Source organism: Parvularcula oceani, assembly GCF_000733125.1.
GTDB classification, from domain to species: Bacteria; Pseudomonadota; Alphaproteobacteria; order Caulobacterales; family Parvularculaceae; genus Parvularcula; species Parvularcula oceani.
In genome coordinates this window covers 43964-67519 of the sequence record NZ_JPHU01000003.1, presented here as the reverse complement: position 1 = coordinate 67519, position 23556 = coordinate 43964, and the positions used below count along the sequence as shown (strand labels likewise).

The following is a 23556-nucleotide window of genomic DNA, read 5'->3' as shown; positions in this document are numbered from 1 at the left end:
CCGCCCGTTTCTTTCGCTGGCTCCTCTGGGCCCGACCCCACGAGCCGAACTGGACACCCTGAGATGCAACAGAACATCCGCATCCGCCTGAAGGCGTTCGACCACCGCGTGCTGGACAGCTCCGCGGTCGAGATCGTGAACACGGCGAAGCGTACTGGCGCGCAGGTTCGTGGACCTATTCCGCTGCCGACGCATATCGACCGCTACACCGTGCTGCGCAGCCCGCACGTCAACAAGAAGTCTCGCGAGCAGTTCGAGATGCGCACGCATAAGCGCGTCCTCGACATCGTCGAGCCGACCCCGCAGACGATCGACGCGCTGATGAAGCTCGATCTCTCCGCGGGCGTTGACGTCGAGATCAAGCTGGGAGCGTAAGCACATGGCACACACTCCCCAACCTCTTCCCGCCCAGGCGCAGGTCCGCACCGGCGTGATCGGCAAGAAGCTCGGCATGACCCGGCTCTACACCGCGGAAGGCACCCATGTGCCCTGCACGGTGGTCAGCCTCGAGGACTGCCAGGTGGTCGATCATCGCACGCAGGAACGCGACGGCTACACCGCGCTTCAGCTCGGTGCCGGCGCGGCCAAGACCAACCGCACGACCAAGCCGATGCGCGGTCATTTCGCGAAGGCCAAAGTCGCGCCCAAGCGCAAGCTGGCCGAGTTCCGCGTGCCCGAGGATGCGCTGATCGAAGTGGGTGCGACGCTCACTGCGGATCATTTCGTTGCGGGCCAGCGGGTCGACGTGACCGGCACTTCGATCGGTAAAGGCTTCGCTGGCGGCATGAAGCGGCACAATTTCGGCGGTCTGCGGGCCTCTCACGGCGTGTCGATCAGCCACCGCTCGCACGGCTCGACCGGCCAGTGCCAGGACCCCGGCAAGGTGTTCAAAGGCAAGAAGATGGCCGGCCATATGGGTGACGTCCGCGTCACCACGCAGAACCTGGAAGTCATCCGCACGGACGTCGCGCGCGGCCTCATCCTCGTCAAAGGCGCCGTTCCGGGCTCCAAGGGCGGCTGGGTGATGATCAAGGATGCGATCAAGCGTCCGCTGCCCGAAGACGCTCCGCGTCCCGGCGCTTTCGTTGCGCGCGGCGACGACGTCGAGGCGGAAGAGACCGAGAGCACGCTGGCAGAAGCCGGCGACAAGCAGCCCGTGGGTGCCCACGACGCGCCGATCCCGTCCGAGGCCGATGCCAAGGACGAGACCGTCGCTGTCGAGCAGCCCGAGCCGAATGCGGCTGGCGATAATTCGCCCGACGCCAAGGCGGCCGGCGAAGCCGACGGCGCTGAGAAAGACGGCTCTGGCGGCGGCGCCGATGCCGGTTCCGGAGGGAAAGAATAATGCAAGTTGATGTATTGACCCTCGACGCGGAAAAATCCGGTACGGTCGAGCTCAAGGACGAGGTGTTCGGCCTCGATCCGCGGCGCGACATTCTGCACCGCTGCGTGACCTGGCAGCTGGCCAAGCGCCAGCAGGGAACCCACAAGACGAAGGAGCGCGGCGAGGTCGCAGGATCGACCCGCAAGATCGTTCGCCAGAAGGGTTCGGGCGGAGCGCGGCACGGCAACCGCAAGGCGCCGCAATTCGTCGGCGGCGGCGTTGCCCATGGCCCGCGTCCCCGCAGCCACGCGATCAGCCTGCCCAAGAAGGTGCGGGCGCTCGCTCTGCGGCACGCTCTGTCCGCAAAGCAGAACGCGGCCGAGCTGATCGTCATCGACGATGCGGTGATGAGCGAATCCAAGACGAAGACGCTCGCGGCCAAGCTTGCGAAGCTGGGCCTCAGCAACGCGCTTTTCGTGGACGCGTCGGTGAACGAGGAGTTCGCCCGCGCGGCGCGCAACATCAAAGACGTGGACGTCCTGCCGGTCGTCGGCGCGAATGTTTACGACATTCTGCGTCGCGAGAAGCTCGTCCTCACCAAATCGGCCGTTGAAGGCCTGGAAGCGAGGCTGTCATGAGCGAGGCGAAGGAACGCCATTACGACGCCATCGTGGCGCCGGTGATCACCGAGAAATCGACGATCGCCGCCGAAAACAACCAGCACGTCTTCCGCGTCAGCGGCGAGGCCACGAAGCCGCAGATCAAGGAAGCGGTCGAAGCGCTGTTCGACGTCAAGGTGCGCAGCGTGAACACGCTCGTCACCAAGGGCAAGAACAAGCGCTTCCGCGGCCGTCCCTACAAGCGGTCGGACGTGAAGAAGGCGGTCGTCACTCTCGAGGACGGCCACACCATCGACGTGACGACGGGGCTCTAGGATCATGGCACTCAAGACCTACAACCCGACATCGCCCGGCCGGCGCCAGCTGGTGACGGTCGACCGCAAGGACCTCTATAAGGGGCGTCCCGAGAAGCAGCTGACCGAGGGCCTGACGAAGTCCGGCGGTCGGAACAATAAGGGCCGGATCACGGCCCGGCGGATCGGCGGCGGCACGAAGAAGCTGTACCGCGTGGTCGACTTCAAGCGCGACCGCTTCGACGCCATCGCGACCGTCGAGCGTCTGGAATACGACCCGAACCGGTCGGCCTTCATCGCTCTGATCGCCTATGGCGACGGCAAGAAGTCCTACATCCTGGCGCCTCAGCGGATCTCCGTCGGCGACAAGGTCGTCTCCGCGGATCGTGCGGACGTGAAACCCGGCAATGCCATGCCGCTGAGGAACATTCCTGTCGGTACCATCGTCCACAACGTGGAGATGAAGCCTGGCAAGGGTGGTCAGATGGCACGCGCTGCGGGGACCTATGTCCAGCTCGTCGGCCGTCAGGGCGACTATGCGCAGGTCCGGCTGAAATCCGGCGAGGTCCGCCTCGTCCACGGCGAATGCCGTGCCACGATCGGCGCGGTCTCGAACCCGGATCACGCCAACATCAATATCGGCAAGGCCGGTCGGAAGCGTCACATGGGCAAGCGTCCCGCCGTTCGCGGCGTCGCGATGAACCCGATCGACCACCCGCATGGTGGTGGTGAAGGCCGTACGTCCGGTGGCCGCCATCCCGTCACCCCCTGGGGCAAGCCGACCAAAGGCAAGCGCACCCGGAACAACAAGGAGACCGACCGCCTCATCATCCGCTCTCGCCACGCGAAGCGTAAGGGCCAGTAGGAGACACGCACATGCCACGTTCAGTCTGGAAAGGCCCCTTCGTCGATCGCTACCTCCTGAAAAAGGCGGAAGAAGCGCAAGGCGGCGGCCACAAAGGCGGCATCAAGACCTGGTCGCGTCGCTCGACCATCCTGCCGCAATTCATCGGCCTGACGTTCAACGTCTATAACGGCCAGAAATTCGTGCCCGTCCACGTCACTGAAGACATGGTCGGCCACAAGCTCGGTGAGTTCTCCCCGTCGCGGACCTATTACGGCCATGGCGCGGACAAGAAGGCGAGGAGGCGGTAATGAGCCAGAAGGCCAATGCACGGCGCCTCGGCGACGATGCCGCGATGGCGAAGGCGCGCATGCTGCGCACCAGCCCGCAGAAGCTGAACCTCGTCGCGCAGTCGATCCGCGGCATGCAGGTCGAGCGCGCGCTCAACGAGCTCGAGTTCAGCCGCAAGCGGATCGCGCGCGACGTCAAGAAAGTGCTCGAAAGCGCCATTGCGAACGCTGAGAACAATCATGATCTCGACATTGACAGCCTGGTCGTCGACCAGGCCTTTGTCGGCAAGAACCTGGTCATGAAGCGCTACAAGCCGCGTGCGCGCGGGCGGATGGGCAAGATCCTGAAGCCGTTCGCCGAGATCACCATCGTGGTGCGCGAACAAGAGGAGGCCGCATAATGGGTCAGAAGGTCAACCCGATCGGTCTCCGTTTGGGGATCAACCGGACTTGGGACAGCCGCTGGTATGCCGACAAGAAGGCGTATGGCGACCTGCTGCACGAGGATCTCAAGATCCGCGACTACCTGCTGCAGAAGCTCAAGAATGCCGGCGTCAGCAAGATCGTCATCGAGCGTCCGCACAAGAAGTGCCGCGTCACGATTTACACGGCCCGTCCGGGCGTGGTGATCGGCAAGAAGGGCGCCGACATCGAAAAGCTTCGTCAGAAGCTGTCCGAGATGTCGTCGTCCGAGACGGTTCTGAACATCGTCGAGATCCGCAAGCCGGAAACCGATGCGACGCTCGTCGCCGAGAATATCGCTCAGCAGCTCGAGCGCCGGGCCTCGTTCCGCCGCGCGATGAAGCGGGCGATGCAGACGGCGATGCGTATGGGTGCGCTCGGCATCCGCGTGAACTGCTCGGGCCGCCTCGGCGGCGCGGAAATCGCGCGGATGGAATGGTATCGCGAGGGCCGCGTGCCGCTTCACACGCTGCGTGCGGACATCGATTACGGAACGGCGACGGCGCGCACGACCTATGGCGCGATCGGCATCAAGGTCTGGGTCTTCAAGGGCGAGATCCTGGAGCACGATCCGATGGCCCATGAGCGGCGCTTGATGGAGAACCAGACCGGCGCCCCGCAGGCCGGCCGCGAGCGCCGTCCGCGCCGCGAGAACGCGTAAGGGTTACGAGCCATGATGCAACCGAAGCGGACCAAGTTCCGCAAGCAGCACAAGGGCCGGATCAAGGGACTCGCCAAAGGCGGGACCGAGCTGAACTTCGGCACCTACGGCCTGAAGGCCGTTGAGCCCGAGCGGGTCACCGCTCGGCAGATCGAAGCGACCCGCCGTGCCATCACCCGGCACATGAAGCGGGCAGGGCGCGTGTGGATCCGGATCTTCCCGGATGTGCCGGTCACCAAGAAGCCGACGGAAGTCCGGATGGGCAAGGGCAAGGGTTCGGTCGAATACTGGGCCGCCCGCGTCAAACCCGGCCGGGTCATGTTCGAGATCGACGGTGTGCCCGAAACGGTGGCGCGCGAAGCGCTGGCGCTGGGCGCGGCGAAGCTGCCGATCAAGACCCGCATCGTCAAACGGATCGGGGAGTAAGCCATGAACGCGACCGAAGTGCGCGATCTGAGCGATGACGAGCTGTCCTCGCGCCTGCTGGACCTCAAGCGGGAGCAGTTCAACCTGCGTTTCCAGAAGGCGTCCGGCCAGCTGGAGAAGACGGCGCGGATCAAAGAGATCCGCCGGGACATCGCCCGCATCAAGACCGTGATGACCGAGCGTCGTCCCGCCACGTCAACGAATGACGCCCCGGCGAAGCCGGCGGCGGAAGCCAATCAGGAGCCGACCGATGCCTAAACGCATCCTGCAGGGCCCCGTTATTTCCGATAAGGGCGACAAGACGGTTGTCGTCCGGATCGATCGGGCCTACAGCCACCCGCTCCTCAAAAAGGTCGTGCGGCGCTCCAAGCGTTATCACGCCCATGATGAGGGCAACCAGTTCAAGACGGGCGACGTGGTGCAAATCCGCGAATGCCCCCCGAAGTCGAAGCTGAAGCGTTGGGAGGTCATCTCGGCCGCCGATGCTGCCGCGGCGGCGGACGGCGAGAAGACGAGCGCCTGAGAGGGCGCTCACCCTGCAACACCCTAACCGGGCCCGAGGCTGGGCCAAGGAGGATTCATGATCCAGATGCAGACGAACCTGGACGTGGCGGACAATTCCGGCGCGAAGCGGGTCCAGTGCATCAAGGTGCTGGGCGGCGCGAAGCGGAAATACGCTTCGGTCGGCGACATCATCGTCGTCTCCGTCAAGGAGGCCATGCCCCGTGGCCGCGTCAAAAAAGGCCAGGTGATGAAGGCCGTGGTGGTTCGCACCGCCAAGGACATCAAGCGCCGTGACGGGTCGGTCATCCGCTTCGACGGAAATGCGGCCGTGCTCATCAACAACAACTCTGAACCCGTTGGCACGCGGATCTTCGGCCCGGTGACGCGCGAACTGCGCCGCGCCAAGCACATGAAGATCGTCAGCCTCGCGCCGGAGGTGCTGTAACCATGGCTGCCAAGATCAAGAAGGGCGACACGGTCATCGTGCTCACCGGCAAGGATCGCGGTCAGGAGGGCCAGGTCCTGAAGGTCATGCCGAAGGACGATCGCTGCATCGTCCAGGGCGTGAACCGCATCAAGCGCCACACCCGTCCGAGCCAGACCAGCGCCGGTGGCATCATCGAGCGCGAAGCGTCCATCCACATCTCCAACGTCGCGATGAAGGACCCCAAGGACGGCAAGCCGACCCGCGTGGGCTTCGAGATGCGTGACGGCAAGAAGGTCCGGATCGCCAAACGGTCCGGGGAGGTCATCGATGTCTGAGACCGCTGCTGAAGCCGAGAGCTACACGCCGCGTCTGCGGAAGAAGTACCGGGAAGAAATCCGCGGCAAGCTGAGGGAGCAGTTCTCCTACGGCAATGAGATGCAGATCCCGCGGATCGAGAAGGTCGTCCTGAACATGGGCGTCGGCGATGCGGTCAACGATCGCAAAGTCATCGACAATGCCTTCGAGGAGATGCAGGCCATTGCCGGTCAGAAGCCGGTCGTGACCTCTGCCAAGAAGTCGATTGCCGGCTTCAAGGTCCGCGAGGAGATGGCGCTCGGGGTCAAGGTGACGCTGCGCCAGGACCGGATGTACGAGTTCCTGGACCGTCTGGTGACGATCGCTCTGCCCCGCGTCCGCGACTTCCGCGGCTTGAATCCGAAGAGCTTCGATGGCCGCGGCAATTTCGCGATGGGCCTCAAGGAGCACACGGTGTTCCCCGAGATCGACTACGACAAGGTCGAAGGTCAGCGCGGGATGGACATCATCGTGACGACCAGTGCCAAGACCGACGAGGAAGCGCGCGCGCTCCTCAAGGAGTTCAACTTCCCGTTCCGCCAATAGGCGGTCCGGTAACTAAGGTCAGGTCCGGGCGACCGGAAACCGGCCGTAGGAGAGACGACAAACGATATGGCTAAGAAGTCGATGATCGAACGGGACGTGAAGCGGCGCAAGCTCGCGGCTCGTTACGAGAACAAGCGGAGTGCCCTCAAAGCGGTCATGCGCGACGAGGATGCGAGCCCGGAAGACAAGTTCAAGGCAGCGATGAAGCTGGCGGAACTGCCCCGGAACTCGTCGCCGACCCGCATCCGCAACCGCTGCCTGGTGACCGGGCGGCCCCGCGGCTACTACCGCAAGCTGAAAATGTCGCGGATCGCGCTGCGCGATCTCGGATCCACCGGCCGCATCCCCGGCCTGGTGAAATCGAGCTGGTAAGGGGAGCAGTCGAATGGCGATCAACGATCCTGTCGGCGATATGCTGACCCGTATCCGGAACGCGCAGATGCGCGGCATGAGCAAGACGAACACGCCCGCTTCCAAGCTGCGTGGACGCGTGCTCGACGTGCTCGAGGCCGAGGGTTACATCCGCGGCTACACGAAGCTCGAGCATCCGAACAACAAGCGCGAGTTCGAGATCGAACTCAAATATTTCGACGGCCAGCCGGTCATCTCGAAGATGAAGCGCGTGTCCAAGCCGGGCCGCCGCGTCTACTCTTCGGTTCGTGACATCTCGCCGGTGCGCAACGGTCTGGGCATCTCGATCCTGTCCACGCCGAAGGGTGTCATGTCCGACGCGGCCGCGCGCGAACACAATGTGGGCGGCGAAGTCCTCTGCCAGGTGTATTGATATGTCTCGCATCGGAAAACGACCCGTTCCCGTTCCCTCCGGCGTCACGGCGAGTGTCGACGGCCAAGCCGTCTCCGCCAAGGGGCCGAAGGGCGAAATGAATTTCGTCGTCAACGACCTCTGCCTCGTCGAAATGGGCGATGGCGGCGTGGAGATCCGTCCCGTGGACTCGTCGAAAGAGGCGCGGTCCATGTGGGGCATGTCCCGCACCATGGTCTCGAACGTCTTCGAAGGCGTGGCCAACGGCTTCACCCGCCGCCTCGAGCTGGTCGGCGTCGGCTATCGGGCGCAGATGAAGGGCAAGACGCTCGTCCTCGCGCTCGGCTACAGCCACGACATCGAGTTCGAGCCGCCCGCCGGCATCGACATCAAGGTCGGCCGTCCGACCGAGATCGAGATCACCGGTATCGACAAGCAGGCCGTCGGCCAGACCGCAGCCAAGATTCGCGGCTTCCGTCCGCCCGAACCCTACAAAGGCAAAGGCGTGAAGTACGAAGGCGAATACATCTTCCGGAAGGAGGGCAAGAAGAAGTAAGGCCTCAGGTCTTTCTTCGATTGCGTTATCGATATGCCTCTTACCAGAATCCAGAAACAGAAACTGCGCGCAGGCCGCACCCGTGCGGCGCTGGCGCGCAAGTCGAACGGCAAAGCCCGTCTGTCGGTCTTCCGTTCCGCCAAGAACATCTCCGCCCAGGTCATCGACGACCAGGGCGGGCGCACGCTGGTCTCCGCCTCCTCTTTGGAGAAGGATCTGCGCGAGCAGAAGATCGGCGGCGGTCTCGAAGCCGCGGCCAAGGTCGGTGAGCTCCTCGCGGAGCGCGCCAAGAAGGCGGGCGTCGAGGACGTCGTCTTCGATCGCGGCGGCTACATCTATCACGGCCGGGTGAAAGCCCTGGCGGACGCTGCCCGCGAGGGCGGCCTCAAATTCTGAAGGGCTGAGCTATGGCTAGAGAACCCAGAGGCGGCCGCGGCGGCCGCGACGGGCGCCGGGGCGGCCGGCGCGAGGAAGAGCGGGACGAGTTTTCGGATCGTCTCGTTGCGATCAACCGCGTGTCCAAGACGGTCAAGGGCGGCAAGAACTTCGGTTTCGCCGCGCTAGTCGTCGTCGGTGATCAGAAGGGCCGTGTCGGCTTCGGCAAGGGCAAGGCCCGCGAAGTGCCCGAGGCGATCCGCAAGGCCGCTCAGGAAGCCAAGCGGAACATGATCCGCGTGCCGCTTCGCGACGGCCGGACGCTTCATCACGATGCCCAAGGCCGTCACGGCGCTGGCCGCGTGGTGCTGCGCACGGCGCCTCCCGGGACCGGCGTGATCGCCGGCGGTCCGATGCGGGCCGTGTTCGAGATGCTGGGCGTCCAGGACGTCGTCGCCAAATCGGTCGGCACTTCGAACCCGTACAACATGGTCCGTGCGACCGTGGACGCTCTGAAGAACCAGTCCAACCCGCGTGCCATCGCGGCCAAGCGCGGTCTCAAAGTGTCGGAGATCATCAATCGCCGGGCAGCCGTCCAGCAGGATGCCACCTCCGCGGACGCGGCGTAAGGAGGGATCGAGATGGCTCAGACAATCAAGGTCCGTCAGACCGGTTCGCCGATCCGGCGCCCCAAGGATCAGCATGCGACGCTGAAGGGGCTCGGCCTCGGCAAGATCGGCCGCGAGCGCGAGCTCGAGGACACGCCTTCGGTCCGCGGCATGATCCGGAAGGTCTCCCATATGGTCGAAATCGTCGGCGAGTAAGCCGGCGATCGGGCAGGGGCTTGCCTTGGGTGGGCTCCTGCCGTCATAGAGACCGAATATCTTCTATCCTGATCGGCCGGAGGCGAAAACGTCTGCGGCCGATCCTTCTTAGTCGCTGCCTCAAACCAGGCAGCAGTCAGGCGAGGCGGCCGGTCGGGCCGCCGCTAGTCGAAAGGAATGGACATGCGCCTCAACGATCTTCGTGACAATCCCGGTGCCCGCAAGCCCCGCAAACGCGTCGGACGCGGTATCGGTTCGGGCAGCGGCAAGACCGGCGGCCGTGGCGTCAAGGGCCAGAAATCCCGTTCCGGCGTCGCGATCAAAGGCTTCGAGGGCGGCCAGATGCCGCTTCACATGCGTCTGCCCAAGCGCGGCTTCAACGCGCCGAACGCCAAGGACTACGTTGAGATCAATCTCGACACGCTGCAAAAAGCGGCGGATGCCGGTCAGTCGAGCGTAACCGAGGACGGGCTGGTCGAGGCTGGCCTGATCCGGCGCAAGCATGACGGCCTGCGCCTGCTCGGCTCGGGCGAGCTGAACGCGAAGCTGGACGTGACGGTGACCTACGCGACCAAGGGTGCGCGCGAGGCCATCGAGAAGGCCGGCGGATCGGTGACGATGACGCGGACGGAGAAGCGTCAGCGCCTGCGCGGGCCGCACAAGGCGAAAGCATAACGCTTCGTCAGCCGGGGCAGCGGGTTGCGCCCGCGCCCCGGCGGGTCCAACTGGCCCGCAGTCCCTCGCTTCTAACAGACGGGTCCACCCATGACCTCAGCTGCCGAGCAGTTCGCTTCCAACCTTTCATTCGGGTCGTTCGCCAGGGCGGAAGAGCTCAAGAAGCGGCTCCTCTTCACCCTGGGCGCGTTGATCGTCTATCGGATCGGGACGTTCATTCCGATCCCGGGCGTCAATCCCGGCGCCTTCTCCGAACTCTTCCAGACGCAGACGGGCGGCCTTCTCGGCACGTTCAACCTGTTCTCCGGCGGCGCGACGGAGCGCATGGCGATCTTCGCGCTCAACATCATGCCGTATATTTCGGCGTCCATCATCATGCAGATGATGGCGGCGATCATTCCCTCGCTGGAAGCCGTCAAGAAAGAGGGCGAGAGCGGCCGGCGGCAGATCAACCAGTATACGCGCTATCTGACGGTGGTGCTCGCGCTGGTGCAGGGCTTCTTCATCGCGACGACCGTGGCCGGGCAGACCAGCCCTTCCGGCGTGCCGATCGTTGGCGAGGCGGGGACCGTGTTCCTCGTGACGACGACGATCACGCTCCTCGGCGGCGTTATGTTCCTGGTCTGGCTCGGTGAGCAGATCACGGCGCGGGGCATCGGCAACGGCATCAGCCTGATCATCTTCGCCGGTATCATCGCGGAGCTGCCGCGGGCCGCGGCGGGCCTTTTCGCGTCCGGCCGCTCGGGCGCTCTGCCCCCGGTGATCGTCGTGGCGGTGATCCTGATCGCGATCAGCCTGATCGCCTTCGTGGTCTTCATGGAACGGGCGCAGCGCCGACTTCTAGTGCAGTATCCGCGTCGCCAGCAGGGCAACCGGATGACGCAGGGCGAGAAGTCCCACCTGCCGCTCAAGCTGAACACGTCCGGCGTCATTCCGCCGATCTTCGCGAGCTCGCTCCTGTTCCTGCCGGCGACGGCGGCGAGCGCGATCGGCAATGACGCGCCGATCTGGCTGCAGAACCTGACCGGATCGATCGGGCCGGGCTCCTGGGCCTATATCCTGATCTACGGGGCGGGGATCGTGTTCTTCTGCTTCCTCTACACCTCGATCGTGTTCAATCCCGAAGACACGGCCGACAACCTCAAGAAGTATGGCGGCTACATCCAGGGCTATCGTCCCGGCGCGCGGACGGCGGAATATATCGACTACGTCCTCACCCGGATCACGGTGATCGGGGCTGCCTATCTCGCCTTCGTCTGCCTGATGCCGGAGTTCCTCCGGATGAACTACTCGGCGATTCCGGTCTATCTCGGCGGCACGTCGCTGCTGATCGTCGTGACGGTGACGCTTGATACGGTGCAGCAGATCCAGGGTCATCTTCTGGCCCAGCAATACGAATCGCTGATCAAGAAGTCGAAACTGAGGGGTGCCCGCCGATGATCGTTGTCTTTCTGGGGCCGCCGGGCGCGGGCAAGGGCACGCAGGCGGCGTATATCTCGGCGAAGCGGGACATTCCCCAGCTTTCCACCGGCGACATGCTGAGAGCGGCGATCGCTGCGGGCTCCGATGTCGGCAGGCAGGCGAAGGCCATCATCGATCGCGGGGACCTCGTCTCCGACGAGATCGTGGCCGGCATCGTCTCCGAGCGGATCGACATGTCGGACTGCGAGAGCGGCTTCCTGCTGGACGGGTTCCCGAGGACGATCGAGCAGGCGCACATGCTAGACAGGATTCTCGCCGGCAAGGGGCGGGACATCAGCTGCGTGCTCGAACTCGTCGTGGACGAGGGGGCGCTCGTGGATCGGCTCAACAGCCGAATCAGCGAAGCCAAGGCGCGGGGCGACGAGGTCCGGTCGGACGACAATGTCGAGACGTTCCAGAAGCGGCTCGGCGTCTATCAGGAACAGACCGCGCCGCTCGTGCCCTTCTACGAGGCGAAGGGCGTGTTGAAGAAGATCGACGGCATGCAGCCGGTGGAGGCCGTGAGCGCCGACATCGATCGCATCCTCGATGAATGCTGAAGGCTGCGGATCACATTCGCAGGCCTGTTGACGCGGGCGGGCGCGGGTTTATAAGTCGCGCCTTCGCCTGAAACATGGACGAAGCCGGATCGCGCCGTCGCGCGGTCTCGTTAGATCACCGCCCGTTCAGGGGCGACCGAAAGAAGAGGCATATTCGTGGCTCGTATCGCTGGGGTGAACATCCCGAACAACAAGCGCGTCCACGTCGCGCTGACCTATATTCACGGTATCGGCGACTCCAAGGCGAAGGAAATCGTCGAGAAGGTCGGCATCGATACCTCTCGCCGTGTCCAGGACCTGACGGACGCCGAGGTTCTGCGGATCCGCGAGACGATCGACGGCGACTACACGGTCGAGGGCGACCTGCGCCGTGAGAACGCTCAGAACATCAAGCGCCTGATGGATCTCGGCTGCTATCGCGGCCTCCGTCACCGCCGCGGCCTTCCGGTCCGCGGTCAGCGCACCCACACCAATGCGCGCACCCGCAAAGGGCCCGCGCGTCCGATCGCCGGGAAGAAGAAGTAATGGCACGTCAACCGCAACGCGGACAGAGCCGCGCACCCCGTCGTCGCGAGCGCAAGAACATCGTGAACGGTGTCGTTCACGTGAACGCCTCCTTCAACAACACGATGGTCACCATCTCCGACGAGCAGGGGAACGCCGTTTCCTGGTCCTCTGCCGGGATGATGGGCTTCAAGGGCTCGCGCAAGTCGACCCCCTTCGCCGCGCAGATGGCGGCCGAAGACGCGGCGAAGAAGGCGATGGAGCACGGTCTCCGCTCGGTCGACGTGCTGGTCCGCGGGCCGGGCTCCGGCCGGGAAAGCGCTCTGCGGGCTCTGCAGGCCGCCGGCCTGACCGTCACGAACATCAAGGACGTCACGCCGATCCCGCATAACGGCGTTCGCCCCCGCAAGCGTCGTCGGGTCTAAACAGTCTTGGAAGAGGCCGCGCGGCAGCCGCGCGGCCGAAGGAATCCTATGCTCGAGAAGAATTGGCAGGAACTGATCAAGCCGAACAAGCTCGAGGTCCAGGCGGGCTTCGACCCGCAGCGCAAGGCGACGATCGTCGCGCAGCCGCTGGAACGCGGCTTCGGCCTCACGCTCGGCAATTCGCTGCGCCGCATTCTGATGTCGTCGCTGCAGGGTGCTGCCGTGACCGCCGTTCAGATCGACGGCGTCGTGCACGAGTTCAGCTCGATCCAGGGCGTCCGCGAGGACGTGACGATCATCGTCCTGAACCTCAAGCAGCTCGCCATCCGCATGCATGTGGACGGGCCGAAGCGCCTCACCCTGCACAAGCAGGGACCGGGCGTCGTCACCGCCGGTGACATCCAGGAGACCGCGGATATCGAGATCCTGGACAAGGATCACGTGATCTGCACGCTGGACGAGGGCGCCGACCTCCGCATGGAGCTGACGGTCCAGACCGGCAAGGGCTATGTGCCGGCCGATCGCAACCGCCCCGAAGATGCACCGATCGGCCTGATTCCGGTCGACAGCCTCTACAGCCCCGTCCGCCGTGTTTCCTACCGTGTCGAGAACACGCGGGAAGGGCAGGTCCTGGACTATGACCGGCTGCTGCTCGAGATCGAGACCAATGGCGCGGTCACTCCCGACGATGCGGCCGCTTACGCTGCCCGCATCCTTCAGGACCAGCTCCAAGTCTTCGTCAACTTCGACGAGCCCAAGCGCGAGGAAGGCGCCGGACAGGAAGAAGAGCTTCTCTTCAACGCCGCTCTCCTGCGCAAGGTGGACGAGCTCGAGCTGTCCGTGCGTTCGGCCAACTGCCTGAAGAACGACAATATCGTCTATATTGGCGACCTGATCCAGAAGACCGAGGGCGAGATGCTCCGGACGCCGAATTTCGGCCGGAAATCGCTCAACGAGATCAAGGAAGTCCTCGCGACCCTCGGCCTGCATCTCGGCATGGACGTGCCGGACTGGCCGCCGGACAATATCGAGGAACTGGCCCGCAAGTTCGAGGATCAGTCCTGAGTTTTCCTGCCTGCCGCAGCTGAAACGGCCTGCGGCGGGCAAATCCTTCGGGCGGGCGTCACGGCGTCCCGTTCATCGTTGGCGGCAGGGCCGTCGGCACCGTCAAGACAACCATCCAAACCGTCCGGCGTCGCCGGAGTAGTGGAGAGATACCCATGCGCCACGGCTTCGCGCACCGTAAACTCAACCGTACCGCCAGCCACCGCAAGGCGATGTTCGCCAATATGGCGGCGAGCCTGATCAAGCACGAGCAGATCGTCACGACCCTGCCCAAGGCGAAGGAGCTCAAGCCCATCGCCGACAAGCTGATCACGCTGGCCAAGAAGGGCGACCTGCCCGCTCGCCGTCAGGCGATCAGCCAGATCCGCGACGTGGCGATGGTCGGCAAGCTCTTCGACACGCTCGGCCCGCGCTATGCGGAGCGGCAGGGCGGCTATACCCGCGTCATGAAGGCGGGCTTCCGCCACGGCGACAATGCGCCCCGCGCGGTGATCGAATTCGTCGATCGCGACGAGACCGCCAAGGGGCAGGACTCTGGTCCGACCGCCGAGGTGATGCTCGAAGACGAAGAGGCCTGAGCGCGAAGCGCGAGAGCCTCTCACCGGTGAAGACCAGAACGGCCCGCTCGCGCGGGCCGTTCGTCGTTCCGGGGGGCATGCGGCCCGGAAAGGGTTCTCGCTCTGCGGGCGGGGCGCTATCTAGCGGGCATGCGCAACCTGCTCCTCCTGACCGCCCTCCTCGTCGTCCTTTCGCCGGTATCGGCCTGCGCGCAGACGGTGGCGCCGCCCACCGACGCGGCGCTCCGCGCCTCCTACGCGCCCGTGGTGAAGGTCGCGGCGCCTGCCGTGGTGAACGTCTACACGCAGCGGACCGTCCGCACGCAGGCCCGAAGCGTCTTCGACGATCCGTTCTTCCGCGAGTTCTTCGGCAATAGGGGCATGGCCGGCAGAACGCGGGAGCGGGTGCAGTCCTCCCTCGGCTCAGGGGTGATCGTCGATCCGGGCGGTCTCATCGTGACGAACAATCACGTCGTCGAGGGGACCGACGCCATCAAGGTCGTTCTGGCCGACCGCAGGGAGTTCACCGCGGAGGTCCTGCTCACCGATCCCCAGACCGACATCGCCGTCCTCAAGGTCGAGGCGCAGGACCTGCCCGCCCTCGAATTCGCCGATTCGGACGCGGCGCAGGTCGGCGACGTCGTCCTCGCGATCGGCAATCCCTTCGGCGTGGGCCAGACAGTGACCAGCGGGATCGTCTCGGCTGTGTCGCGCAATGCCGCCTCGGCGACGGATTATCAGTTCTTCATCCAGACCGATGCCGCGATCAATCCGGGCAATTCCGGCGGCGCGCTGGTCGATGCGAGCGGCAAGCTCCTCGGCGTGAACACCGCGATCTACTCGCGCTCGGGCGGGTCGAACGGCATCGGCTTCGCGATCCCCGGCAATCTCGTGCAGCGTGTGGTCGCCTCGGCGGCCGGGGGAGAGGCGATGGTCCGGCGGCCCTGGCTCGGGGTAAGGGCGGAGCGGGTGGACAGCCGCATCGCCCAGGCCGTCGGCCTCGACCGGCCCCGCGGCGCCTTGATCGCCGATGTGTATCCGGACGGACCCGCGGACGAGGCGGGGCTGGAGCCCGGCGACGTCGTCCTCTCGATCGCGGGAACCGAAATCTACGAGCCAGAAGCGCTGCGCTACCGCCCGGCGACCCTCGAAGCCGGAGAGCGCGTGGCGCTTGTCGTCCTGCGCGGAGGCGAGGAGCGTGATCTGACGGCGCGCCTGTCCTATCCGCCGGAGCGGCCCGCCCGCAACGAGGCGGTCCTGGCCGGCAACAGCCCCCTGTCCGGCGCGCAGGTCGCCAATCTTTCGCCGGCACTGGCGGAGGCTCTGGGGCGCGATCCCTTCGAGGCCGGCGTGGTGGTTCTCGACGTCGCGGCCCGCTCTTTGGCGGCGCGCTACGGCTTCGGGCGCGGAACGGTGATCCTCGCGATCAACGGGCAGCTGACGCCCACTGTCGAAGCGGTGCAGGCCGCGCTCCGGCGGCCCGCCTCCTTCTATACCATGCGCCTGCGGACACCTGACGGCCGGGTGACCACGCTGCGGATCGGACGATGAGGGAAGAGGAGCAGAACCTGTTCGGCAATGCCGGCCTCGAGCAGGAGGCTCCGCGTCCGCTCGCCGACCGGCTCCGACCGGCATCGCTCGGCGAGGTGGCGGGGCAGCAGCATCTGTTGGGCGGGGACGGCGCGCTGACGCGGATGCTTGCGAGCGGCCAGTTGCCCTCGCTCATCCTCTGGGGGCCGCCGGGCACCGGCAAGACGACGATCGCGCGCCTGCTCGCGGCGGAAACGAAGCTCGCCTTCGTCCAGCTATCGGCGATCCTCTCCGGCGTTCAGGATCTGCGGAAGGCGTTCGCCGAAGCCGAAGCGCGCCGGTCGAGCGGGAAGGGGACATTGCTCTTCGTCGACGAGGTCCACCGCTTCGACCGGCGCCAGCAGGACGCCTTCCTGCCCCATGTGGAGGCGGGCACGGTGACGCTGGTCGGCGCGACGACCGAGAATCCGAGCTTCGCGCTCAACCCCGCGCTTCTGTCGCGCACGCAGGTGCTGACGCTGAAGCGCCTCGCCGACGATGCGCTCGAAGCGCTTCTGAGCCGCGCCGAGGCGTTGGTGCGGCCGCTGCCTTTGACCGAGGCGGGCCGCGCGGCGCTGATCGGGCTGGCCGATGGCGATGGCCGCGCCCTCCTGACCCTGACGGAGACATTGCTGAGCCTGCCCGAGCCCGATGCGCCGCTCGGCCCGGATGCATTGGCGTCGGTCCTGCAGCGCCGCGCGCCGAGCTTCGACAAGGAGGCGCATTACGATCTCGCCTCGGTCCTGCAGAAGTCCATCCGCGGGTCGGACACGGATGCCGCGCTTTATTGGTGCGCGCGGATGCTGGAGGGGGGCGAGGATCCCCGCTTCGTCCTGCGCCGGCTGACGGTCATCGCGTCGGAGGATGTGGGCAATGCCGATCCGGCCGCGCTGCCGCTCGTGATCGCCGCGCGGCAGGCCTATGAGGCGCTCGGCGATCCCGAAGGCCATCACGCCATCGGCCAGGCCGTCGCCTATCTCGCCAGCGCCCCCAAATCGAATGCCGCCTACAAGGCGCTCAAGGCCGCAAGGCGGGTGGTCCGCGAGGAGGGGAGCCTGCCGCCGCCCAAGCACGCTCTCAACGCCCCGACCCGCCTGATGAAGGCCGAAGGCTACGGGGCAGGCTATGAATACGACCACGACGCACAGGGCGGCCATGCCGGGCTGGGCTATCTGCCAGACGGGATGGAGCGGCGGACCTTCTACGACCCGGCGGGGCGGGGCGCAGAAGGCAAGATCAAGGAACGCCTGGCCTGGTACGCCGCGCGCCGCGCAGCCCGGGAGCAGGGCTGAGCGGTCCTCCGCTGCCAGCCGCGAGGAACAGGACCGGCCTCCGCCCTGTTACAAGCCGGAAGGACAACCCGGAGACCTCGATGTTCCGCCTTGCCGGCGCCGCCGCGTTATTCGCCCTCATGGCCTGCTCGCAGGATGCGCGCCTGCCCCCGCTGCAGGACGAGACCCTGCCTCCCGTCGAGCAGTCGCCCGACTGGGAAGGCTGGGGCGAGGACCGTACCGACCTTCCTCCCGGCGGACGCATAGGGGAAGGAGACGTCATCGGCGTCATCCTCGATGGTGACGAGATCCGTGCCGCGCTCGCCGGAACCACGCTGCAGGGCTGCTATCCGAACGGCCAGACCTTCGCGGAACGGCTGGCGGCGGATGGCCGGTTCTTCGATGCGGCCGATGACCGGCTCCTCGGACAGTGGTCCGTGAGCGAGGACACCCTCTGCTTCAGCTACGCGGAGGCGCAGCAGGCCGGGGCGGCGGATAGCTGCTTCGCCGTCAGCCGCCTCGATGACGACCTGCATTTCTATGCGCCGGACTATTCCACCTATGTCGCCTCGACGCGCTGCCCGATGCGGCTCGGAGAATGACCATGAAAGCGCTTCTTGTCCCCGCATGCCTGCTCGCCCTATCGGGCGAGGCGGCGGCGCAGCTCGGCGGCACCATCGAGAAGATCGACCGCAGCGTCACGAGGGCCGCTGGCGACGCGACCGTGATCGCAGGCGCCGGGATCGGCGTGGCGACGCTTCCCTACCGCGATCTCGACGATCCCACGCGCGTCTTTCCGCTACCCGTCATCTCCTTCGAATCCGGCCGCTACAGGCTGGTCGGCAAGACGGCCTCGGCCCGGCTCGCCGATTACGAGGCGCTGAGTTTCGATGCCGTGGCGGATATCCGCTTCCTGAACTTCGACGAGGATGACAGCCCCTATCTGCGGGGCATGGACGACCGAGACGGAACGCTGGAGCTGGGGGGCCGCTTGTCGGCCGAACTGGGGCCGGTGGAGCTCTGGGTGACGGGCCTCGCCGATGCGCTGTCGCGCCATGGCGGCTACGAGATCAGCGCCCAGGCGCAGGTCGAGCTGTCGAACTGGCGCCCGCTCTCGGTCCGTCCGAATGCGGGCCTCCGCTATCAGTCCTCGAGCCTGACCGACTATTATTTCGGCGTGGACCGGGACGAGGCGCTGGCCGTGAACTGCATCACCGGCGATTGCGGCGAAATCTTCCGCCCGGCCTATGAAGTCGACGATGCGGTGCTGCCCTTTGTCGGGATCAGCGCGCGCCAGGCCTTCAGCTACAAGATCGCCGCCTTCGCGCAGGCCTCCTACGAATTCCTGCCCGACACGATCGCGGACAGCCCCATCGTCGAGGATGAGGGCCGCTTCACCGTCTTCGGCGGGCTCGTCTATATTTTCGGTGATGCCGGGCGCCGGATGGAGCAGGGGCGCTAGAGAAAGCGGAAGGCTTTCGAACGGGCGCGGGTCGTCCTAGGGCTTGCCGTCCGGGCCCGAGCGCCGCATCACGCGCCAGACCCACAATCACGGAAGCTTCTCATGTCCCGCGTCCTCGTCACTTCGGCGCTGCCCTATATCAACGGCATCAAGCATCTGGGCAATCTCGTCGGCTCGATGCTGCCTGCCGATGTCTATGCCCGCTTCATGCGGGCGAGGGGGCATGAGGTCGCCTTCGTCTGCGCAACCGACGAGCACGGCACTCCGGCCGAGCTTGCCGCGGCGGCGGCAGGGCAGGAGGTCGCCGCCTATTGCGCCGAGCAGCACGAGGTGCAGCGTGCCGCCTGCGAGGGCTTCGGGCTGAGCTTCGATGTGTTCGGCCGCTCCTCGAGCGCCCAGAACCGGGCGCTGACCCAGCATTTCGCGAAGACGCTCGAAGAGAACGGCTATATCGAGGAGCGCTCGGAGCGGCAGGTCTACTCGCCGCAGGACGGACGCTTCCTCCCGGACCGCTATGTCGAGGGCACCTGCCCCAATTGCGGCTTCGAACGGGCGCGCGGCGATCAGTGCGACAATTGCGGCAAGCTTCTCGACCCGGTCGATTTGATCGATCCCTATTCGGCGATCTCGGGCTCGAAGGATGTCGAGCTGCGCGAGACCAAGCACCTCTATCTGTTGCAGTCCAAGCTGGAGCCGGAGGTGCGCGCCTGGGTCGACGCGCATCCCGACTGGCCGCAGCTGACGCGGTCCATCGCCTATAAATGGCTGGACGAGGGCCTGCGCGACCGCGCGATCACGCGCGACCTCTCTTGGGGCATCCCGGTCGCCTATGACGGCGCGGTGCGCGAAGGCTTCGAGGACAAGGTCTTCTATGTCTGGTTCGACGCGCCCATCGCTTATATCGCCGCCACACAGGAGCTCGACCCCGAGGGCTGGGAGCGCTGGTGGCGCACCGACCAAGGCGCCGACGAGACGCGCTATGTCCAGTTCATGGGCAAGGACAATGTCGCCTTCCACACGGTCAGCTTCCCGGCGACCCTGCTCGGCTCGCAGGAGCCATGGAAGACCGTCGACACGCTCAAATCGCTCAACTGGCTGACCTGGTATGGCGGCAAGTTCTCGACCAGCCAGAACCGCGGCGTCTTCATGGACCAGGCGCTCGAAATCATGCCGGCCGATGCCTGGCGCTGGTACCTGATGGCGAATGCGCCGGAATCGGACGATACGGCCTTTACGCTGGAGGCGTTCCAGGCGGCGGTGAACAAGGACCTCGCGGACGTCCTCGGCAATCTCGTCAACCGCGTCACGCGCTTTGCGAGCTCGCGCTTCGACGGCGTCGTGCCCGAAGGCGGGCAGGCGGGAGACACCGAAGAGGCGCTCTTCGCGGAGATCGACAAGCGCCTTCCTGCCTATACGGAGCATCTCGAACGGATGGAGTTCCGCAAGGCCTTCGCCGAGCTGCGCGCGATCTGGGCGGCGGGCAATGAATACCTTCAGGCGGCGGCGCCGTGGACGGCATTCAAGGAAGACAAGGCCCGCGCGGCTGCCTCGGTGCGGACTGGGCTCAACCTGATCCGTCTCATCGCGGAGCTGTCAGCGCCGGTCATTCCCTTCACGGCGGCAGCGATGCTGAAGATCTTCGGCCCGGACGCTGATCAGGCCTGGCCGGAGGGGCGGGCGCGGGATCTGCTGGACCGCCTGGAGCCCGGTCGCGCCTTCGAGGCGCCGGCCGTCCTGTTCCGCAAGATCGAGGATGACCAGCTCGCGGAATGGGCGGAGCGTTTCGGCGCTCCTTGAGGGGCGCTATTTCTTGCGGAAGCGGTCGAGGCTGACGACGTCGGCACCGCCGCCCCCGGGGCCGTCATCGTCCGGCCCCTCTTCGTCCGAGCCCTCTTCGTCCTTGCCGGTCCCCGCGTCCTTCTGGTCGACGGGCCGCAGGGGCGCGACGTCCGCGCCCGGTCCTTCGGGCATGGCGGGCTCGATCGGGGCGGCGAATTGCAGAGCGAAATTGGCCGAAGGATCGGCGAACTGCGTCACGGCGGCGTAGGGAACGACCAGCCGGTCCGGCACGCCCTTGAAATGCAGCGTGACGGCGAAGCCTTCCTCGTCGACGTCGAGATCGTCGAACTGGTGCTGGAGGACGATCGTCATGCGCTCGGGATATTGCGCGCGCAGGCGGTCCGAGATCTGCACGTTGGGCGCGGTCGTCGCGAATTCGACGTAGAAATGATGCTCTCCGGGAGGCGCGCCGAGAGCGGCCGTGACCGACAGGACCTCCCGGACGACGCCGCGCAGCGCCTCCTGCGTCAGATAGGCGTAATCGAGCTCGGCGTCGTCGTTTTCCATGCCTCGGCCTTACTGCGCGCTGGGCGCCCGGTCCAGCGAACCGGCGGCCTTTTCCAGCGCCTCCACCACGGGTTGAAGATGCGCCTCGCCGAGCGCGCCGCCCTCCGCGGGCAGGGCGCCGAGCGCCGCCTCGAGCGGCAGGCGCGCCAGCCGGCCGAGGCCGAGCGCCGCCAGTTCCGCCTCGCCGAGGCCGGGTCCGAAGGGCGTCTGGCCATCGGGCGTCTGCGCCATGTTCTCGATCAGGCCGAGCACCGGCACGTTCATCTTCTCGAAGAGCTGGCGGCCCCGCCGCACATCGGCCATGGCCAGCGGGCTCGGCGTCGTCACCAGCAGCGCCGCGTCGATCACCAGGCGCTGGATCATGGTGAGATGCGCATCGCCCGTGCCGGGCGGCGTGTCCACGATCAGCCAGTCGAGTTCGCCCCAATCGGTCTCCTCGATCAGCTGCCGGGCGGCGCCCATGACCATGGGGCCGCGCCATGCGAGGGCCTGCTCGTCGGAGACGAGGAAGCCGATCGAGTTCAGCGCCAGCCCGCATCGCTCGATCGGTTGCATGCGGCTCTCCGCGACCGCCGGCTTTTCGTGGACGTCGAACAGCATGGGAAGGGAGGGGCCGTAGATGTCGAGATCCAGAAGGCCCGTCCTGTAGCCCTTCGCTCCGAGAGCGAGCGCGAGGCGGCTCGCCACGGTGCTCTTGCCGACCCCGCCCTTGCCCGAGGCGACTGCGACGACCCGCCGCACCCCCTCCGGCCGCCTCTTCTCGGGCTTCTGTTCGCGCATGCGGCGGGGCGCGGTATTGCCCAGCGACAGGGGATCGGCATGGCCGCCACGGGCGGACGCCGGGCGCGAAGGGGCCTCCTGCGCCGTGCCGGTTCCGACGACCAGCACCTCCGCCGCGCCGGCGGCCTTCAGCGCCGCTTCCGCCGCGGCATGCGCTTCGCCGGGCGCGCCTTCGGGCAGGACCACGGTCGCGGCGAGGCCGTCTTCGCGCTCGCGCCACCTGACGGATGCGCCCGGAACGGCCTGCGCGAGCGCCTTCTCGCCCTGGCTCTGCGTTCTGGCCTTACGCGCGGCCTGCTTCATTCTGTCCAGCAAGACTGTCCCTTCGGTCACGAGCCGCCCATTTGCGCGGCCCCTCGGCGTTCACATATGGCTGATAAGCCCCTACGCCAGACATACGGAAGACCGCACGGTGATCCCGCAGCTGGCGGACGAGACGAAGGATTACGACGCTTCATGCCTTGGACAGACAAACCCGGTTCCGGCGGCAATGGTTCAGGGGGCAACGGCCCCTGGGGCCGTCCTGCCAACAATCCCGGCGGCAGGGACGGCAGGCCCGGCCAGCCTGCGCCCGATCTCGAAGAACTGCTGCGCACGGGGCGTGAACGCTTCCGGCGCGGCGGGGGGCAGGGCGGCGGCCGCGACCCGATGAAGATGCCGTCCGGCCGCATGCTCGCGATCGGCGCTGCGGCGGTTGGCCTGCTCTATCTCGCCTCCGGCTTCTATCAGGTGCAGCCGGGCGAGCGCGGCGTCGTGACGACCTTCGGCGATTTCGGCGGCCTGACATCCTCCGGCCTCAACTGGCACGCGCCCTGGCCGTTCCAGGACGTGCGCGTCGTCGACGTGCAGTCGGACCGCGCCGTCACGATCGGCCGCGGGCAGGGCGGGCGCACCTCCATGCTGACCTCCGACCTCAACATCGTCGATGTCGACATGCAGGTGAACTACCGCATCAAGGACGATGCCGACACCTCGCCCGGCGAGCTGCCCAATGCCGCCAAATACGTCTTCAACATCGAGGAGCCGCAGGCCCTGGTGCGGGCGGCGGCCGAGGCGGCCCTGCGCGAAGTGGTCGGCGCGAACGAATTCGGTCCCATCATCTCCCGCGGCCGGAACATCGTGAACGAGCGCACCGCCGCCATCCTGCAGGAGACGCTCGACAGCTATGACAGCGGCATCGAGATCCTGCGCGTGAACTTCGGCGAGGCGACGCCTCCCGACGAGGTCCGGCCAGCCCAGCTCGACGTGGTCGATGCCCGGTCCGAGGCCGAGCGCAAGGTCAACGTCGCCATCGGCTATGCGAACCAGCAGGTGCCCGTCGCGCAGGGTCAGGCGCGGCAGACCGTGCTCGACGCCGAAGCCTATGCCGCGCGCGTGGTCGCCGAGGCGCGCGGTGACGCCGCCCGCTTCAACGACGTCTATGTCGAATATGCCAAGGCGCCCGAAGTCACTCGTCGCCGCCTCTATCTCGAGACGATGGAGGATGTGCTGGGCGACATGAACAAGGTCGTCATCGACGACGATGCCGGCGGTACGCTGCCTTATCTCAACGTCAACGAGCTGGCGCGCGAAGGACAGGCGCGCCGCAGTGCCCGTCAGGAGAACGAATAGC

Annotated in this window: 35 protein-coding genes; 33 read left to right on the top strand and 2 right to left on the bottom strand. The window is 66.2% G+C overall.

What is annotated here, in order from left to right; translation table 11 throughout:
• The first annotated feature begins 63 nt into the window (after nt 1–63).
• The 32 genes from rpsJ to metG all read left to right on the top strand — a co-directional run bounded on the left by rpsJ (nt 64) and on the right by metG (nt 20615).
• Nucleotides 64–375 carry a 30S ribosomal protein S10 gene (gene rpsJ / locus IE88_RS0104550; protein WP_031550810.1) on the top strand — a complete coding sequence of 104 codons (312 nt, stop codon included), beginning with the start codon at nt 64–66 and terminating at the stop codon, nt 373–375.
• A gap of 4 nt (nt 376–379) precedes the next feature.
• On the top strand, nt 380–1345 hold the full coding sequence (rplC, locus tag IE88_RS16300) for a 50S ribosomal protein L3 (protein ID WP_051881506.1): 966 nt from the start codon (nt 380–382) through the stop codon (nt 1343–1345).
• Nucleotides 1345–1962, top strand: coding sequence for a 50S ribosomal protein L4 (gene rplD / locus IE88_RS0104540; RefSeq protein WP_031550804.1), 618 nt, complete (start codon nt 1345–1347; stop codon nt 1960–1962). The genes rplC and rplD overlap by 1 nt, the downstream gene beginning before the upstream one ends.
• Nucleotides 1959–2258 carry a 50S ribosomal protein L23 gene (locus IE88_RS0104535; protein WP_031550801.1) on the top strand — a complete coding sequence of 100 codons (300 nt, stop codon included), beginning with the start codon at nt 1959–1961 and terminating at the stop codon, nt 2256–2258. The genes rplD and IE88_RS0104535 overlap by 4 nt, the downstream gene beginning before the upstream one ends.
• Nucleotides 2259–2262: 4 nt before the next feature.
• Nucleotides 2263–3102: a 50S ribosomal protein L2 gene (gene rplB / locus IE88_RS0104530; RefSeq protein WP_031550798.1), complete on the top strand. Its 840-nt coding sequence runs from the start codon at nt 2263–2265 to the stop codon at nt 3100–3102.
• A gap of 11 nt (nt 3103–3113) precedes the next feature.
• On the top strand, nt 3114–3392 hold the full coding sequence (gene rpsS, locus IE88_RS0104525; protein ID WP_031550795.1) for a 30S ribosomal protein S19: 279 nt from the start codon (nt 3114–3116) through the stop codon (nt 3390–3392).
• On the top strand, nt 3392–3772 hold the full coding sequence (rplV, locus tag IE88_RS0104520; protein WP_036766597.1) for a 50S ribosomal protein L22: 381 nt from the start codon (nt 3392–3394) through the stop codon (nt 3770–3772). The genes rpsS and rplV overlap by 1 nt, the downstream gene beginning before the upstream one ends.
• Complete coding sequence (gene rpsC / locus IE88_RS0104515) at nt 3772–4494, top strand: 30S ribosomal protein S3 (RefSeq protein ID WP_031550789.1); 723 nt, start codon at nt 3772–3774, stop codon at nt 4492–4494. Before rplV ends, rpsC begins: the two co-directional genes overlap by 1 nt.
• 12 nt (nt 4495–4506) lie before the next feature.
• The gene (gene rplP / locus IE88_RS0104510) at nt 4507–4920 is read left to right on the top strand and encodes a 50S ribosomal protein L16 (RefSeq protein WP_031550786.1); all 414 of its coding nucleotides are present in this window, start codon (nt 4507–4509) and stop codon (nt 4918–4920) included.
• A 3-nt stretch (nt 4921–4923) separates the two neighbouring features.
• Complete coding sequence (gene rpmC / locus IE88_RS0104505; protein WP_051881505.1) at nt 4924–5178, top strand: 50S ribosomal protein L29; 255 nt, start codon at nt 4924–4926, stop codon at nt 5176–5178.
• On the top strand, nt 5171–5443 hold the full coding sequence (gene rpsQ, locus IE88_RS0104500; RefSeq protein ID WP_031550780.1) for a 30S ribosomal protein S17: 273 nt from the start codon (nt 5171–5173) through the stop codon (nt 5441–5443). The genes rpmC and rpsQ overlap by 8 nt, the downstream gene beginning before the upstream one ends.
• Nucleotides 5444–5500: 57 nt before the next feature.
• The gene (gene rplN, locus IE88_RS0104495) at nt 5501–5869 is read left to right on the top strand and encodes a 50S ribosomal protein L14 (RefSeq protein WP_031550777.1); all 369 of its coding nucleotides are present in this window, start codon (nt 5501–5503) and stop codon (nt 5867–5869) included.
• Nucleotides 5870–5871: 2 nt separating this feature from the next.
• Complete coding sequence (gene rplX, locus IE88_RS0104490) at nt 5872–6186, top strand: 50S ribosomal protein L24 (protein WP_031550774.1); 315 nt, start codon at nt 5872–5874, stop codon at nt 6184–6186.
• Nucleotides 6179–6751: a 50S ribosomal protein L5 gene (rplE, locus tag IE88_RS0104485; RefSeq protein WP_036766596.1), complete on the top strand. Its 573-nt coding sequence runs from the start codon at nt 6179–6181 to the stop codon at nt 6749–6751. The genes rplX and rplE overlap by 8 nt, the downstream gene beginning before the upstream one ends.
• A gap of 66 nt (nt 6752–6817) precedes the next feature.
• Entirely contained in the window at nt 6818–7123 is a 306-nt protein-coding gene (gene rpsN, locus IE88_RS0104480) for a 30S ribosomal protein S14 (RefSeq protein ID WP_031550768.1), read from the top strand.
• Nucleotides 7124–7136: 13 nt separating this feature from the next.
• Entirely contained in the window at nt 7137–7535 is a 399-nt protein-coding gene (gene rpsH / locus IE88_RS0104475) for a 30S ribosomal protein S8 (RefSeq protein ID WP_031550765.1), read from the top strand.
• Nucleotide 7536: 1 nt separating this feature from the next.
• A complete protein-coding gene (gene rplF, locus IE88_RS0104470; RefSeq protein ID WP_031550763.1) occupies nt 7537–8070 on the top strand; it encodes a 50S ribosomal protein L6 in 534 nt (177 codons plus the stop codon).
• A gap of 33 nt (nt 8071–8103) precedes the next feature.
• Nucleotides 8104–8466 carry a 50S ribosomal protein L18 gene (gene rplR, locus IE88_RS0104465; RefSeq protein WP_031550760.1) on the top strand — a complete coding sequence of 121 codons (363 nt, stop codon included), beginning with the start codon at nt 8104–8106 and terminating at the stop codon, nt 8464–8466.
• Nucleotides 8467–8477: 11 nt separating this feature from the next.
• A complete protein-coding gene (rpsE, locus tag IE88_RS0104460; protein WP_031550757.1) occupies nt 8478–9074 on the top strand; it encodes a 30S ribosomal protein S5 in 597 nt (198 codons plus the stop codon).
• A gap of 12 nt (nt 9075–9086) precedes the next feature.
• Nucleotides 9087–9269: a 50S ribosomal protein L30 gene (rpmD, locus tag IE88_RS0104455; protein WP_031550754.1), complete on the top strand. Its 183-nt coding sequence runs from the start codon at nt 9087–9089 to the stop codon at nt 9267–9269.
• Between the two features lie 183 nt (nt 9270–9452).
• Nucleotides 9453–9944 carry a 50S ribosomal protein L15 gene (gene rplO, locus IE88_RS0104450; RefSeq protein ID WP_031550751.1) on the top strand — a complete coding sequence of 164 codons (492 nt, stop codon included), beginning with the start codon at nt 9453–9455 and terminating at the stop codon, nt 9942–9944.
• Nucleotides 9945–10034: 90 nt separating this feature from the next.
• On the top strand, nt 10035–11384 hold the full coding sequence (gene secY / locus IE88_RS0104445; RefSeq protein WP_031550749.1) for a preprotein translocase subunit SecY: 1350 nt from the start codon (nt 10035–10037) through the stop codon (nt 11382–11384).
• The gene (locus IE88_RS0104440) at nt 11381–11965 is read left to right on the top strand and encodes an adenylate kinase (RefSeq protein WP_031550745.1); all 585 of its coding nucleotides are present in this window, start codon (nt 11381–11383) and stop codon (nt 11963–11965) included. Before secY ends, IE88_RS0104440 begins: the two co-directional genes overlap by 4 nt.
• A 156-nt stretch (nt 11966–12121) precedes the next feature.
• On the top strand, nt 12122–12490 hold the full coding sequence (rpsM, locus tag IE88_RS0104435; protein WP_031550742.1) for a 30S ribosomal protein S13: 369 nt from the start codon (nt 12122–12124) through the stop codon (nt 12488–12490).
• On the top strand, nt 12490–12894 hold the full coding sequence (gene rpsK, locus IE88_RS0104430; protein WP_031550739.1) for a 30S ribosomal protein S11: 405 nt from the start codon (nt 12490–12492) through the stop codon (nt 12892–12894). The genes rpsM and rpsK overlap by 1 nt, the downstream gene beginning before the upstream one ends.
• Before the next feature lie 48 nt (nt 12895–12942).
• Entirely contained in the window at nt 12943–13959 is a 1017-nt protein-coding gene (locus IE88_RS0104425) for a DNA-directed RNA polymerase subunit alpha (RefSeq protein WP_031550736.1), read from the top strand.
• Between the two features lie 155 nt (nt 13960–14114).
• Nucleotides 14115–14537 carry a 50S ribosomal protein L17 gene (gene rplQ / locus IE88_RS0104420; RefSeq protein WP_031550734.1) on the top strand — a complete coding sequence of 141 codons (423 nt, stop codon included), beginning with the start codon at nt 14115–14117 and terminating at the stop codon, nt 14535–14537.
• A 129-nt stretch (nt 14538–14666) separates the two neighbouring features.
• The gene (locus IE88_RS0104415) at nt 14667–16067 is read left to right on the top strand and encodes a Do family serine endopeptidase (protein WP_031550731.1); all 1401 of its coding nucleotides are present in this window, start codon (nt 14667–14669) and stop codon (nt 16065–16067) included.
• Entirely contained in the window at nt 16064–17377 is a 1314-nt protein-coding gene (locus IE88_RS0104410; RefSeq protein WP_031550729.1) for a replication-associated recombination protein A, read from the top strand. Before IE88_RS0104415 ends, IE88_RS0104410 begins: the two co-directional genes overlap by 4 nt.
• Nucleotides 17378–17457: 80 nt before the next feature.
• Nucleotides 17458–17958 carry a hypothetical protein gene (locus IE88_RS17130; RefSeq protein WP_051881504.1) on the top strand — a complete coding sequence of 167 codons (501 nt, stop codon included), beginning with the start codon at nt 17458–17460 and terminating at the stop codon, nt 17956–17958.
• Nucleotides 17959–17960: 2 nt separating this feature from the next.
• Entirely contained in the window at nt 17961–18818 is an 858-nt protein-coding gene (locus IE88_RS0104400; RefSeq protein ID WP_031550723.1) for a MipA/OmpV family protein, read from the top strand.
• Between the two features lie 102 nt (nt 18819–18920).
• Nucleotides 18921–20615 carry a methionine--tRNA ligase gene (metG, locus tag IE88_RS0104395; protein WP_031550720.1) on the top strand — a complete coding sequence of 565 codons (1695 nt, stop codon included), beginning with the start codon at nt 18921–18923 and terminating at the stop codon, nt 20613–20615.
• Nucleotides 20616–20621: 6 nt separating this feature from the next.
• On the opposite strand, the gene IE88_RS0104390 is transcribed toward metG, so the two are convergent.
• On the bottom strand, nt 20622–21164 hold the full coding sequence (locus tag IE88_RS0104390) for an SspB family protein (RefSeq protein WP_031550718.1): 543 nt from the start codon (nt 21162–21164) through the stop codon (nt 20622–20624).
• A 9-nt stretch (nt 21165–21173) separates the two neighbouring features.
• Nucleotides 21174–22277, bottom strand: coding sequence for an Mrp/NBP35 family ATP-binding protein (locus tag IE88_RS18050; protein WP_162178295.1), 1104 nt, complete (start codon nt 22275–22277; stop codon nt 21174–21176).
• A gap of 123 nt (nt 22278–22400) precedes the next feature.
• Between IE88_RS18050 and hflK the strand changes: the two genes are divergently transcribed.
• On the top strand, nt 22401–23555 hold the full coding sequence (hflK, locus tag IE88_RS17780) for an FtsH protease activity modulator HflK (RefSeq protein ID WP_031550712.1): 1155 nt from the start codon (nt 22401–22403) through the stop codon (nt 23553–23555).
• Nucleotide 23556: the final 1 nt, after the last annotated feature.